The following is a 14082-nucleotide window of genomic DNA, read 5'->3' as shown; positions in this document are numbered from 1 at the left end:
AAATATTAGCGTTTCATGAATACAGGGATATCAGGGATACCACTTGTAGGTGCAGATGTGTTTGTTGCTGGACGTGCAGCAGTTGTTGTTTTACCAAATTCTGGCACACTTTTAGCGTTATTACCAAAACCAGTTGCTACAACAGTAACTTGAACTTTATCACCTAAGCTTTCGTCGATAACAGAACCAAAGATAATGTTTGCATCTGGATCTGCTGCGTCAGAAATAATTTGAGCAGCTTCATTTACTTCAAAGATACCTAAATCAGAGCTACCAGAAATATTAAGCAAGATACCTTTAGCACCGTCAATAGCTGTTTCTAACAATGGGCTATTGATAGCCATTTTTGCAGCGTCCGCAGCGCGGTTTTCACCTGTACCTTCACCAATCCCCATCAACGCTTCACCTTGATTAGTCATGATAGTTTTTACGTCTGCAAAATCGAGGTTAATTAAACCTGGAATTTGGATTAAATCAGAAATACCTTTGATACCTTGGCGAAGAACTTCATCAGCTTTACCAAATGCATCAGATACAGAACATTTTTTATCTACAACTTGTAACAATTTATCATTAGGAATAACGATGATTGTATCAACTTTTTGAGTCAAGAACTCAATGCCTTTTTCTGCTGCAGCACGACGACGTTTACCTTCGAATGCGAAAGGTTTAGTTACAACGCCCACTGTTAATGCACCAACCTCTTTAGCACATTCAGCAACGATTGGAGCAGCACCTGTACCAGTACCACCGCCCATACCAGCAGTTACGAATACCATATCAGCACCTTCGAGGGCTTTTGTAATCTCATCACGGCTTTCTTGAGCTGCTTCTTCACCGATTTGTGGATTTGCACCAGCACCAAGACCTTTAGTAACTTTTTCGCCAATTTGAATAGTTACATCAGCTTTAGATAATTCAAGCACTTGGTTTTCTGTGTTAACTGCTAAAAATTGAACACCTTTAATTTGGTTATCAACCATACGATTAACAGCGTTATTACCGCCGCCACCGACACCAATAACTTTAATATTTGCAAAATCAGACATTGAACTTCCTCCTCTTATCGTTATCTATTTTTGTCAATATAAATGCGAATACGTCTATTTATATACTGAGTTAATTATAACAATTACATTTATTTTACACTAAAATTTAAAAACTTTCCACTATAACTGTAATTGAATCATAATAATTAGAATCGTTTAGTCATAATGTTCTTTCGAATAGCGGCTAAATTAATAAATACCCGTAGCCCAAATCCAATTAATGCAACATAGTACAAATTAATGCCGATTAAATCGCCTATATATACTAGGACAACAGACAGTATTACATTGGAAAAGAATCCGATGATAAAATTACTTAAATCAAATATTCTCTCTAATGCAGCACGACTGCCACCAAATACCGCATCTAATGCAGCTAGCACAGCTACAGAAGTATAATTAGCATAGCTTGCTGGAATATGTAATGGTGTAAACCATCCTACAACAACACCTACTATGAGTCCAATGATAGCAAAGATATAAATATTCATTCTTTACCTCCTAACTCATTTGATTGTAAATGCTCTTCTCTATAAGAACCGGTAAATGCCGGAATGGCAATAGATGGCTCCTCTTTTATGGTCACCTTAATGCCCCAATGTTTTAAAGAGTCTACAATACCTCCACGCATAGTGAGGGCTGAATTCAATGTTTTAGGATCCCCTATGGCCTTAACTGTAAATGGAGCGCCATACACCTTACCATTCACGGTAATCGTAGGACCTGAACAACGGATTTCAGACGTACCAATCAAACGTTGATCATTTATCGCCAATGCTTCAGCACCACCAGCTCGTAATTCATTGACGATACGTAAAATATCTTCATCATGAATTACATATAGATTAGGATTTTCGCCCCCTTGAATTGGTTTAGCACTATCTTCTATCAGAACGGTTACACCAGGCCCTTTGACATTAGTCAATGCGGCTTTGCGAAGTAATGTTTCATCTGCACTAGAACCGGAACCACTGGCTTTTAATTGCTCAATTTGCTTTAGTAAAGCATCCTTTTCATGTTCTGCATCTTTTAATTGAGCCACCAAATCACCAGTTCGTTGTAGCCGTATATTCTCTTGAATATTATCTTGTGTCATCTTGTACTGAGTAATGACCATGAATCCCAATACAAAGCTGACAAGACCAATAGCCCATCGTTCGTGTTTCACAACATCATCCACCCTTTTTGTGCTTATAACTAATCTTGTTTTGATTTTGATACATTAGCACTTTGTTTTGATGTATCCTTATTTTCAGATTGGCTAGTGTCTGACTTAGATTTATTAGATTTTGGTTGTACCGTTACCTTATCGGTCTTAATGAAAGGAGATGACGGATTAACATCTATATACTGCACATTACCTTGACTCTTAGGTAAGTCTTTTAACATAGATGCCGTTAAATCAGCTTTGCTCTTTAAATCTTCGCCATCGCCTAGTCTAATCTGTATACCTGAAACGGTATACGCCAACATATTATCTGGATCACCAATATTGATTTCTGCAATTTGCTTAAATGTATCATCATCTAAGGCACGTAAATAATCAAGAGCCTGTACAATAGGCTTATCGGTAACCACATCACCTAACAATATATTTCCACCCTTAACACCGGAAATCATAGGCACCGTAGTGTCTTCAATAACAGCATCAGAAGCAATAACTTGCCCATTTTTATCCAATGTTAAATATCCAAATTGAGCTGGTATCACAGCAATAGCCTTACGCTCAGTTACATGAACTACCATCGTTAATGGCAACTCGTAGCTTATCTGTGCATCTTCAATGCGGAGATCCTTTGATAAGTGTTGTCGTAATGTTTCTCTATTAATGCGAAGTATATTAACCGGTTCCCCAATATCACCGGCAACCTCCACATCCTGTACAGTAACCTTATCGGATCCGACAACCTTAATAGAACCGAGTGGAATTGGTAGATTAAAAAGTCCAATTAATACGATGGCCACTACACCACCTATTTTAAGAAACTTTTTTCTAACTTCTGCTTTCTCCCGCTCACGCTTACGAGCTAATTCTCGATGGCTATCATGAGATGTATTTGGATCATTCTCATGAATGGATTCCGTATCATGACGGAGAAAATCCGGTATGTTATGATCCGAATCTATCGATTCCGAGTTGGGTGGATGTTGCTTCAAATCATCCATAACTACTCTCCTTACACATTACAGCATTTAAAATTTCCCATAACCTGCTGTTAATAGAATTTTTTCACATAATTCAGGAAAATCTATGCCCACTTCTTTCGCTGCCTTTGGCACCAACGAAGTAGCTGTCATCCCTGGAATAGTATTATATTCTAATACATACATATTATCTTTATCATCAGTCATTACGTCTACGCGAATAGCACCACTTGCTTGTACTTCGCGATACACGAGTTCACCAATAGCTTGCATTTCTTTAGTCATATCCGCACTGATTGGCGCTGGTACTAAATAGTCAGTAGCACCGGCTGTATATTTACTAGCGTAATCATATTCGCCAGAATGTGGTCTAATTTCGATAATAGCCAATGCCTTACCATCCAATACTGAAACAGTAAATTCACGACCATTTAAAAATTGTTCCACCACAAGAATTGGGTCATATGTAAGCGCATCTGTAACGGCCTTAGCCAATTGATCTTGTTCTTTTACAATAGTAACGCCGATACTTGAACCTTGTGTTGCTGGTTTTAATACAACTGGCAAAGAAAATTTAGATTCAATATCTTTAATAATATCTTCTTTCGACTGTAGATTGCCATTGTAGGAAATAGATTCAGCAGTAGGAATATGAGCGCCTTTGAACACATCTTTACTTACTTTTTTATTCATTCCTACAGAATGAGCCATAATACCGGAGCCAGTATATGGGATTTCAGCCATTTCTAATGCGCCTTGCAAAGCGCCATCTTCACCATAACGTCCGTGAATCGCATTAAATACAATATCGCCCTTAAGGTTTTCAATGTCTTGTAATACAGTACGTGGATTTAGTTCTAATGTAGAAACGTGATATCCCTTGCTAATCAAAGCCTCTGCGATGGCTGCGCCAGTTCTACGAGATACTTCAGCCTCAGCAGATGGCCCACCCATTAATACGATGATATGTTTATCTTTCATTGTAAACCTTCTTCCAATAATGCTAATAACTTTGGACCATATTGATTAATCGATCCTGCCCCCATAGTAATAACCAAATCATTTGGTCGTACCACCTTCGCAAGGACGGCTGGCAAATCATTTACATCTTCCACATAATTGACATGTTGATGCGTTACTTCACTAATAATATTTGGAATTGTATGACCATCAATGCCGCTAATTGGATCTTCTCCAGAGCTGTATATATCTGTCATATAAATTTCGTCTGCACTGGTGAAAGCCGTAGCAAACTCATCCTTCAACAAGGATGTACGAGAATAACGATGTGGCTGGAACACACAGATAACACGATGTTTTTCTAGCTCCTTGGCAGCCTTCAATGTCGCTTTAATTTCTGTTGGATGGTGCGCATAATCATCGACCACCCACACACCAGCTACGTGACCTTTGGTTTCAAAACGACGCTTAGCACCGATGAATTTACCAAGGGCTTTCACAATGGATGAAACAGGAACGTGACAACATTCGTGGGCCACGATAAAAGATGCTAAAGAATTTAACACATTATGATTACCTGGTACACGCAATGACACACGGCCCAATGTTTCACCTTTACGAACTACATCGTAGACTAAAGAACTATCTTCATAGTGAATATTTTTTGCTACATAATCATTAGACTCTTCTAAACCATATGTGATAAATTGACGTGCCACTTTGCTCATAACATAACGAATGTTATCATTATCGCCGCAAACAACTGCTTTACCATCAACAGGTAACGTTTCAACGAATTGACAGAATGCATTCAATAGATTTTCCATCGTCTTATAATGATCCATATGATCATCTTCAATATTCGTGATAACAATCGTCTTCGGTCTTAATTTTAAGAAAGAACCATCACTTTCATCGGCTTCAACAACAGAGTATTCACCTTTACCTAAGCAACTACTCCCCTTTAGGTAATCAACTTCGCCACCGATAATAACAGTTGGTTCCATTTGTCCTTCTACGAGAATTTGACCAATCATCGATGTAGTTGATGTTTTACCATGAGCACCGGCTACGGCAATGCCATTCGTAACATCCAATACGGCTTTTACAATGTCAGAGCGATGTAAAATAGTGATACCTTGTTCCTTTGCTGCTACGATTTCCGGATTATCTTCACGAATCGCTGTGGAACGAACTACAGCATCCACACCCTTTACATAATCAGCATTATGACCAATATGAACGGTAGCCCCCATTTGTCTAAAACGTTCAATTACATCAGATTCTTTAACATCAGAACCAGATACTTCATATCCTTTTTGAATTAAAATATTCGCAATAGCACGCATACCAGATCCACCTATACCGATGAGATGAATCTTATGGATACCTTCTAACATAATTACTCTCCTTAACTATTTCGCAATAGATAACGCTAATTCTGCAATATCATGAGCTGCATTCGGTTTTCCTAAACGCAATGCACTGGCCCCCATTTGAGCCAATAATTCACGATTCGCCATAAACATTTCGATTTCACCAATTAAATCATGGCTCGTCAAAACCTTATCTACAATCATATGCGCAGCCCCTTCTTGTACGAAAATGCGCGCATTATACGTTTGATGATCTTCTGCAGCATAAGGGTATGGCACCAATATAGATGGAATACCACGTACTGCCAATTCAGCCAATCCGATAGCACCAGATCTAAATACAGCCAAATCCGTAGCGGCTAGCGCCTTTGGCATATCATGTAAATATGGCAAAATCAACGATGATTCTCCCAAACCAGTACCATCGTCAATACCTAGTTGCTCTAATACAGTGTTATATTCCCCATTCCCTGTAATGTGTATCAACTTAATGCCCGGTTTACCTTGAAAATGTTTATGTACATCTATCATGGCCGTATTAATCGTACGTGCCCCACGAGAACCACCAGCGATAAGAACTGTAAAAATATCATCAGACAGCCCAAAAAATTGGCGACCTTCTGCACGTGAATCTACAAGTACATCAGGGCGCACTGGATTGCCCGTATATACGACACGTTTCGCCTTACCAAACGATTTAGCAGCCTCATTATAGCCAACTGCGACTATATCAACAAAACGACTCAAAATTTTATTCGTAATACCAGCAATGACATTTTGCTCTTGAATTAATGTAGGAATATTACGTAATGCTGCAGCCATTAGAATAGGGCCACATACATAACCGCCTGTGCCAATAACGACATCTGGTTTAAAGTCAGAAATAATTGAGTTGGCCTTTATAAGAGAAAATGCTGTTTTCCCCATCGTTACCAATGTACCTAATGAAAGCTTTCGTTGCAGACCTTGTACAGGTAATGTAACAAAATCAATGTTCTCCTTCGGTACCAAATCAGCTTCTAAACCATGTTCTGTTCCCACATAGAGGACCTTAGCATCAGGTTGCTGTTTCATGATTTCTTTGTAAATCGTAATGGCCGGGTAAATATGACCACCCGTACCACCGCCAGAAATGATGATTCGTTTCACGCCCTTAGCCCCTTTCCTCTAATTCTCTAACACAGTTTTTAAAATCTTCGCCCCGTTCTTCAAAGCAACTATACCAATCAAAGCTGGAACATGCTGGTGAAAGCAATACAATATCTCCAGCTTTTGCTAGTTGATACCCCAATGCCACAGCCTCTTTCATAGACTGTGCACGATGAATATGTTGAACGCCCATTTTTACAGCAACGGATTCAAATCGATCTGCTGCTTCCCCCATAAAAATGACCTCTTTAGTATGTGCTTTCACAATATCCATAAAGTCTTCTAAAGGCGTCATCTTATCATGTCCACCAGCCAATAAAATAACTGGTTTATCAAAGGCATCTAAAGCTTTTACTACGGAGTCTGTATTAGTAGCCTTAGAATCATTATAAAATGTAACATCATGGAATGTTGTAACACGTTCCAATCTGTGTTCTACACCATGAAACTGTTCAATGGTATGTTTAATATACTCTACCTCTACACCTAAAGCATATGTTAAAGCAATGACAGCCAATATATTTTCAATATTATGAGAGCCCTTAATGTGGATATGTTCTGTATCAATAACAGGAGTAGCTTTACCATCTAATACGGCATAGCACGTATTCCCTTCAAAATACGCACCGTTATCAACCTTATGATGTTGGCTAATGCTGAGAACCTTACTATGTGCATCTTTTTTCATAGCCCGAACAATAGGATCATCATCATTGAGGACAACAAAATTCTCAGGATTTTGATTCATAAAAATACGAGCCTTCGCAGCTGCATAGTTTTCCATCGTCTTATGACGTGCTAAATGATCAGGCGTTACATTTAATACAATAGCACCTAATGGGCAAAAGGATTTAATCGTTTCTAATTGATAACTAGAGAGTTCAGCTACTAGATAACCACCCTCTGGCATATGATACGCGGCTTCACTTAGGGAATCACCAATATTCCCGCCTACCTTAACAGGAAGGCCTGTAGATTCCATAACTTGCGTTAATAGGGTAGTCGTAGTGGTCTTACCATTTGTGCCAGTAACACCTAAAATAGGAGATTTGCAAACATCATAAGCAAGCTCTACTTCACTTACTACATCTATGTTACGGCGCAAAGCTTCTTGTGCGATGGGAATGGACAACGCAATACCAGGAGAAATAATGATACGATATACGCCATCGAGCAAGCTATTATCTTGTCGTCCCGTAATAATAGTTACGCCTGCATCTTCTAATTTTTTACGCGTAGATGGTTCAAAATCTACTGGTTTATAATCATTTAATACTACATTTGCATGCAGTTGTGCTAATACCCATGCTGCACCAATTCCACTAGAACCGGCACCAAGAACAAGGATATGTTTCTCTCCATAATCCATTTATATCACCTAAATATACTAAGCACGAAAAAATTTTTATCTTATCTTATTAGAATACCATTAAATGCCCTTCAAGTTAAGTATTTTCACGTACTTAACTATCAATTTGCAAAGATATGGTTCTTGTATCAAATAGTTACAGTTGCAAGTATAACACCCAACACAGCTAGAACCGCACCACCGAACCAGAAGCGATTAACTACAGTTTGTTCAGACCAACCAGATAACTCAAAATGATGATGAATTGGGCTCATCTTAAATACGCGCACGCCCCGCGTTTTAAAGGAAATAACCTGAATGATAACAGACAAGGCTTCCATTACAAAAATGCCGCCAATAACTACGAGTAGCAACTCTGTTTTAGTTAAAATAGCCATCCCTGCAAAGGCACCACCAAGAGCCAAAGAACCGGTATCGCCCATGAACACCTTTGCTGGATTGATGTTAAACACCAAGAATCCTAGACATACAGCAGTCACAATGGCACCAAAGAAAGCTACACTTTCAGCAGCTACAGAACTTTCAGTGGAGTATATCATCAAACCGATTACAGAAAACGCAATTGCTGCTACAGCGGATGTACCGGATGCTAAACCATCGAGACCATCTGTAAGATTGACCGCATTAGTAGCGCCTACAATGATCAAGAAAGCTAAAATATAATAGGCAAAACCCAATTGGATATGTGCATCTACAACAGGAATCCATAATGTTGTGGGAATGACCATAATTTCAGTAATAAAGTAACAGAATATAGCCGCTAAAATAAATTGACCTAATAATTTTTGTTTTGCCGTTAAACCAAGATTACGTTTTTTTACAGCTTTTACAAAGTCATCAAAGAACCCAAGTAAACAATGACCAAGGGTAAGAAATAGCAACATACCTGTCGCCACATTCCATGGTGCAAAAATAGCCACACCAATCGTAAGAGCTACCATCATAAATGCACCACCCATAGTCGGTGTGCCAGCCTTAGCTTGATGGCTTTCAGGACCTTCCTCACGTATACTTTGTTGAGCATGCAATGATTTAAGCATAGGAATACCAATTTTGCCCAACACTAATGTAATTATAAATGTCACTACAAATGCTAATAGAATGTGGTAAATCATATTACTCCCCTATTCTCTAATAACGGCCAATGCGGCTAGAAGAATCTAGCCGTTATAACCTCTATTCACGTTCTTTTAATTCCTCTACAACACGTTCCATCCGAAGGCCTCTGGAACCTTTTACCAAAATAACATCACCCTTTTCACGAATGTCATTGTAGGCATTTGCCATTTCAAGATGACTATTGCAACGATGCACCTCAAGGCCTGCTAATTTCGCTTCTTTAGCAATAAAATTTGCTGCCTCACCAAAGGTAAATACAACGCTATACCCTTCTTCGGCCAATAATCGGCCAACTTGGCGATGTCCTTCCTCCGTGAAATCACCTAGTTCAAGCATATCGCCGAGCATAGCAATCTTACGCTTACCTTCTAATTGACCTAGTGCTTTGATAGATTCACTCATAGAAGAAGGATTTGCATTATACGCATCATTGAGAATAACAATATCATCAAATGCTACAATTTCTTGGCGCATAGGTGTACCGGTAAACTCGCTAAGACCTTTTTTAATCTTATTAGATTTAACGCCTAACACACGGCCTGCAGCGATAGCAGCCAATGCATCATATACATTGTGTTCACCAATCATAGGCAAAAATACGTCAAATACTTCATCATAGCATTTACATGTAAACTTAATGCCATCCTTTTTATAGCGTAAATGACTGCCAATTACCGTAGCATTGCTATGAATACCGTAAGTAACAGTTTTTCCTTTTGCAATGGAACTCATGGCCTTTACGAAATGATCATCTTCATTTAGAATAGCCACACTATCGGGACCTAAACATCTAATCAATTCACCCTTTGCCTCAGCAATGGCTTCTTGAGAGCCCAACAATTCAATATGGCTAGTTCCTACATTTGTAATGATACCCATTGTAGGTTCTGCAATAAGGGCTAATTCTTCAATTTGACCTAGTCCACGCATCCCCATTTCTACAACACAAGCTTCGTGTTCTGGTGAAAGTTGCAACAATGTTTTTGGTAAACCAATTTCATTATTAAAATTCTTTTCTGTTTTTAATACATTAAACTCAGTGCTAAGAACCGCGGCTACCATTTCTTTTGTTGTGGTCTTACCTGATGAACCAGTAATGGCTACCACAGGAATTTGAAAGCGTCGTCTGTGAAAGTTTGCTAAGTCTTGGTATGCCTTTAGCGTGTTTTCCACTTCAACACAAATAATACCGTCTACACTGCGTCCCTTTTCAACGATTGCTGCTGTTGCCCCTTTTTCAATGGCTGTTTTAATAAAATCATGACCATCAAATGTATCGCCTTTCAACGCTACAAATACATATCCCGCTTCAATCGTACGCGTATCTGTAGATATATCTTTAAATTGTAAACTTACATCGCCCTTACATGTGCCACTAGTAGCATCAATTATTTCTTGTAATGTAAATTCTGCCATATTAGATCTCCTTAAGAGCTTTTCGAGCCTCTTCTCGGTCATCAAAATGAATTGTTTCATTTTTTAATATTTGATAATTTTCATGACCCTTACCAGCGATAATAACGATATCACCAGCTTTTGCATCATGAATTGCATGATTAATTGCCTCTCTACGATCGACAATTACTTCATAAGAAGTACCCTCACGAAGTGCTTCTTTTACACCCACTTCAACGTCCTTAACAATTTGTACAGGATCTTCAGTACGTGGATTATCGGATGTTACATAAATCTTATCCCCGTATTCTGCTGCAATTCGTCCCATAATTGGCCGTTTTGTAGCATCACGGTCGCCGCCACAACCAAACACGATGATGATACGATTTTCTTTGATTGCTTTTGCAGTTTCTAAAATATTTTGTAACCCATCCGGTGTATGTGCATAGTCGACAACAACGGCAAAATCTTGCCCTTCTTCGATCAATTCAAAGCGCCCAGGAACGGAACTAAAGGTTTTTAATGCCGTATCAATCGCTTCCATAGAGATGCCTTCTTGTAAACAAGCTCCAATGGCAGCCAATGTATTATACACATTAAACAAGCCTGTTGTATTCATCGATACGGGGTAGCTTTCACCCTTATAATTCACAGTATACTGACTGTTCTTAGTAGACATATGAACATCTGATGCATTCAATGTGCCCTTGCCTAATGTACTATACGTAATCGTTGGAGCCGTAGTTTTTTCGATAACGCGATGACCATAGGAATCATCGATATTAATAACAGCACCTTTATTATCTTTTACTTGATTAGATGCACTAACTTGTTCAAACAATTTACATTTAGCAGCCAAGTAATTTTCAAATGTTTTGTGAAAATCTAAATGATCTTGCGTCAAATTCGTAAATACGGCCGTATCAAATTCAACACCGCTAACACGGCCGAGTGCCAATGCATGAGAAGATACTTCCATTACACAGTATTCCACATTTTCTTGAACCATTTGATGCAAAATATGCTGTAAATCAACAACATCTGGTGTCGTATTATGAATTGGATAACTCGTATCACCAATCATAATATGGACAGTACCAATGACCCCCACCTTGTGACCTTGAGCTTTAAGGATATGACGAATCATATGAGTCGTAGTCGTCTTACCATTTGTACCTGTAACACCGACCATACGCATGCGATTAGCTGGGTAATCAAAGAAGTATGGAACGCACGCCATCATAGCTTGACGTGTATCAGCAACAGTGATAACACACACATCATCAGGTACAGTAACCGGTTTTGATACGATAACGGCAACAGCACCAGCAGCAATAGCTTTATCGATGTAATTGTGACCATCAACTGTGGCTCCATCAAGAGCAATGAATAAACTATTAGATTTTACTGCTCTAGAATCAGCTGTAATATCTTGAATAGATACATTTTGATTACCTTGTACCTGTTGTACATCTAGCGTACTTATAATATCTTTTAAGGTTTTCATACTACATTCTCCTCTATATACGCAAATTAAAGCAGCCCATAAGAGCTGCTTTTGCCTGCTAATCTATAATTTGCTGTTTCGCTTGTACATTGCGTTCTGAAGTCGTACTTTTAGTGCTATACACAAAGGAATCAGGCAAAACCATCCCCAATTGTTCTTCCGCAATTTTTTGAATGCGTACTGGAGATTTCAAGGATGCCACCTCTACATCAAGGGTATCATTATCCTTTGCTAATTGTACTACAGTTTGTTGTGTTTTAACTACTTCATAGCCTAATTTTGTGGTATATGCATTCATAGCCATCATAATCATCAAAAATCCAACAAGGATTGCTAATCCTTGGATTATTTGCTTCATCAATGGACTAATATCAAAAACAATACTAACTTTCGCTTTTTTCGCTTGTACACCTAGCAACACATCACGTTTAACGTGGCCCACAACAGCCTTTCTCGCTAACATTAAAATAACCCCTTCCAATACTACAATTTAATCCCTACTCTAAGTTTTGCACTTCTAGAACGAGGATTCATTTCTACTTCCCCTGCACTAGGCTCAATGGCCTTATTTTTGGCCTTAATAACGGCCTTATGATGACATACACATACTGGTAATTCCGGTGGACAAATACAAGCTGTACTTAGCTCTTTAAATGTTTGTTTTGTGATGCGATCCTCTAAGGAATGGAATGTAATAACACCAATTCTCCCCTTTGGCTTCAACATACTCACAGCATCTACAAAACTATCATGCAAAATAGCAAGTTCTCGATTCACTTCAATGCGTATCGCTTGAAATGTACGCTTAGCCGGATGTGGACCATCCTGTCTTGCTTTTGCTGGTATAGCTTTCTTTATTATTGACACCAATTCGCCAGTAGTAGTAATTCTCTTTTCATTTCTAGCAGCCACGATAAATTCTACAATACGCTTAGCCCATCGTTCTTCACCGTAGTCACGAATAATCTGTAATAACTCATCCGGTTCATATTCATTTACGACGATTTCTGCAGTAATAGGCGCCTCTTTATCCATACGCATATCGAGGGGACCATCATTCATATATGAGAAACCGCGTTCTGGTGTATCCAACTGATAACTTGAAACACCTAAATCGAATATAAATCCATCAACTTCATATATACCATGTTCTTCTAAAGCATGTTTTAAGTTCGAAAAATTTGTAGGTATTGTCATAACCTGACAAAATAAATCGGACAACCGTTGTCTTGCTACCGCTAAGGCATCTTCATCTTGGTCTAAACCGATAATCATGCCTTGTGAGCTCAATCGTTCACCTACGGCATGAGCGTGACCAGCGCCACCTAAGGTACAATCAACATAGATACCATCAGGATTGGTAACAACAGAATCCACCGTTTCATTCAACAGCACACTGACATGATTAAATTCCACGATAGCCTCCTACAACACAATGCCTTCTAATCCTTCAGCCAAGGATTCTACGCTGTCAGCCACTTCCGCATCATATGCATCAAAACGTTCACGGCTCCAAATTTCAACCTTATCACCAGTACCAATAATAACCGCATCCTTTTGTAGCTTAGCATGCTCACGAAGGGCGCTTGGCACCAAGATTCGGCCTTGTTTATCAAATTCAAGTTCCGCTGCACTACCAAAGTAAAACCGTTTGATAGCACGCGCACTTGATTTATTAGATGGTAATGATTGTAATGTGTTTGAAAGTTGCTCCCAACTTTCGGCAGTATATATAGCGATGCAATTATCGAGGCCTTTTGAAAGCACACAGTGATCACCTAGTTGTTCACGTATTTTGGCAGGTATAATCAACCGTCCTTTTGCATCAATAGTGTGATTATATTCACCCATAAACATCTAATATCACCGCCTTACAATCCTCATTCACCACTATATGGTAAATTTTACCACAATCCCCCACTCGTTACAACAAATAAAACGTAAAAATTGATGAAATTATGAATTTTTCTTCATCTTTTATTATTTTTCATCGTTTTTCTTAATTTTTCACAA

Annotated in this window: 14 protein-coding genes; all 14 read right to left on the bottom strand. The window is 38.8% G+C overall.

The annotated features are described in order from the left end of the window. Window positions 1-5: 5 nt before the first annotated feature. The 14 genes from ftsZ to mraZ all read right to left on the bottom strand — a co-directional run bounded on the left by ftsZ (window position 6) and on the right by mraZ (window position 13926). Window positions 6-1049, bottom strand: coding sequence for a cell division protein FtsZ (gene ftsZ, locus O3617_RS00250; protein WP_371447951.1), 1044 nt, complete (start codon window positions 1047-1049; stop codon window positions 6-8). A 146-nt stretch (window positions 1050-1195) separates the two neighbouring features. Then, complete coding sequence (locus O3617_RS00245) at window positions 1196-1540, bottom strand: small basic family protein (RefSeq protein WP_371447950.1); 345 nt, start codon at window positions 1538-1540, stop codon at window positions 1196-1198. Then, complete coding sequence (locus tag O3617_RS00240; RefSeq protein ID WP_005379199.1) at window positions 1537-2217, bottom strand: DUF881 domain-containing protein; 681 nt, start codon at window positions 2215-2217, stop codon at window positions 1537-1539. The genes O3617_RS00245 and O3617_RS00240 overlap by 4 nt, the downstream gene beginning before the upstream one ends. A 29-nt stretch (window positions 2218-2246) precedes the next feature. Next, complete coding sequence (locus O3617_RS00235; protein WP_371447948.1) at window positions 2247-3215, bottom strand: cell division protein FtsQ/DivIB; 969 nt, start codon at window positions 3213-3215, stop codon at window positions 2247-2249. A gap of 27 nt (window positions 3216-3242) precedes the next feature. Then, entirely contained in the window at window positions 3243-4175 is a 933-nt protein-coding gene (locus tag O3617_RS00230; protein WP_371447947.1) for a D-alanine--D-alanine ligase, read from the bottom strand. Continuing rightward, window positions 4172-5554: a UDP-N-acetylmuramate--L-alanine ligase gene (gene murC / locus O3617_RS00225; protein ID WP_371447946.1), complete on the bottom strand. Its 1383-nt coding sequence runs from the start codon at window positions 5552-5554 to the stop codon at window positions 4172-4174. Before murC ends, O3617_RS00230 begins: the two co-directional genes overlap by 4 nt. A gap of 15 nt (window positions 5555-5569) precedes the next feature. Then, window positions 5570-6679: an undecaprenyldiphospho-muramoylpentapeptide beta-N-acetylglucosaminyltransferase gene (murG, locus tag O3617_RS00220; RefSeq protein ID WP_371447944.1), complete on the bottom strand. Its 1110-nt coding sequence runs from the start codon at window positions 6677-6679 to the stop codon at window positions 5570-5572. 4 nt (window positions 6680-6683) lie between these two features. Beyond that, complete coding sequence (gene murD, locus O3617_RS00215; RefSeq protein WP_371447942.1) at window positions 6684-8048, bottom strand: UDP-N-acetylmuramoyl-L-alanine--D-glutamate ligase; 1365 nt, start codon at window positions 8046-8048, stop codon at window positions 6684-6686. A gap of 128 nt (window positions 8049-8176) precedes the next feature. Continuing rightward, the gene (mraY, locus tag O3617_RS00210; protein WP_371447940.1) at window positions 8177-9163 is read right to left on the bottom strand and encodes a phospho-N-acetylmuramoyl-pentapeptide-transferase; all 987 of its coding nucleotides are present in this window, start codon (window positions 9161-9163) and stop codon (window positions 8177-8179) included. Between the two features lie 61 nt (window positions 9164-9224). Next, entirely contained in the window at window positions 9225-10583 is a 1359-nt protein-coding gene (gene murF / locus O3617_RS00205; RefSeq protein ID WP_371447939.1) for a UDP-N-acetylmuramoyl-tripeptide--D-alanyl-D-alanine ligase, read from the bottom strand. Between the two features lies 1 nt (window position 10584). Next, window positions 10585-12069, bottom strand: coding sequence for a UDP-N-acetylmuramoyl-L-alanyl-D-glutamate--2,6-diaminopimelate ligase (locus O3617_RS00200; RefSeq protein ID WP_371447937.1), 1485 nt, complete (start codon window positions 12067-12069; stop codon window positions 10585-10587). Between the two features lie 58 nt (window positions 12070-12127). Then, entirely contained in the window at window positions 12128-12532 is a 405-nt protein-coding gene (gene ftsL, locus O3617_RS00195; protein ID WP_371447936.1) for a cell division protein FtsL, read from the bottom strand. Window positions 12533-12552: 20 nt separating this feature from the next. Beyond that, entirely contained in the window at window positions 12553-13485 is a 933-nt protein-coding gene (gene rsmH, locus O3617_RS00190; RefSeq protein WP_371447935.1) for a 16S rRNA (cytosine(1402)-N(4))-methyltransferase RsmH, read from the bottom strand. Between the two features lie 9 nt (window positions 13486-13494). Next, a complete protein-coding gene (gene mraZ, locus O3617_RS00185) occupies window positions 13495-13926 on the bottom strand; it encodes a division/cell wall cluster transcriptional repressor MraZ (protein ID WP_371447933.1) in 432 nt (143 codons plus the stop codon). Between the last annotated feature and the right edge of the window lie 156 nt (window positions 13927-14082).

Source organism: Veillonella sp. 27098_8_77 (assembly GCF_041431535.1).
Lineage (GTDB): Bacteria > Bacillota > Negativicutes > Veillonellales > Veillonellaceae > Veillonella.
Note: the sequence above shows the minus strand (reverse complement) of the source record. Positions and strands in the feature narration are given on the sequence as shown.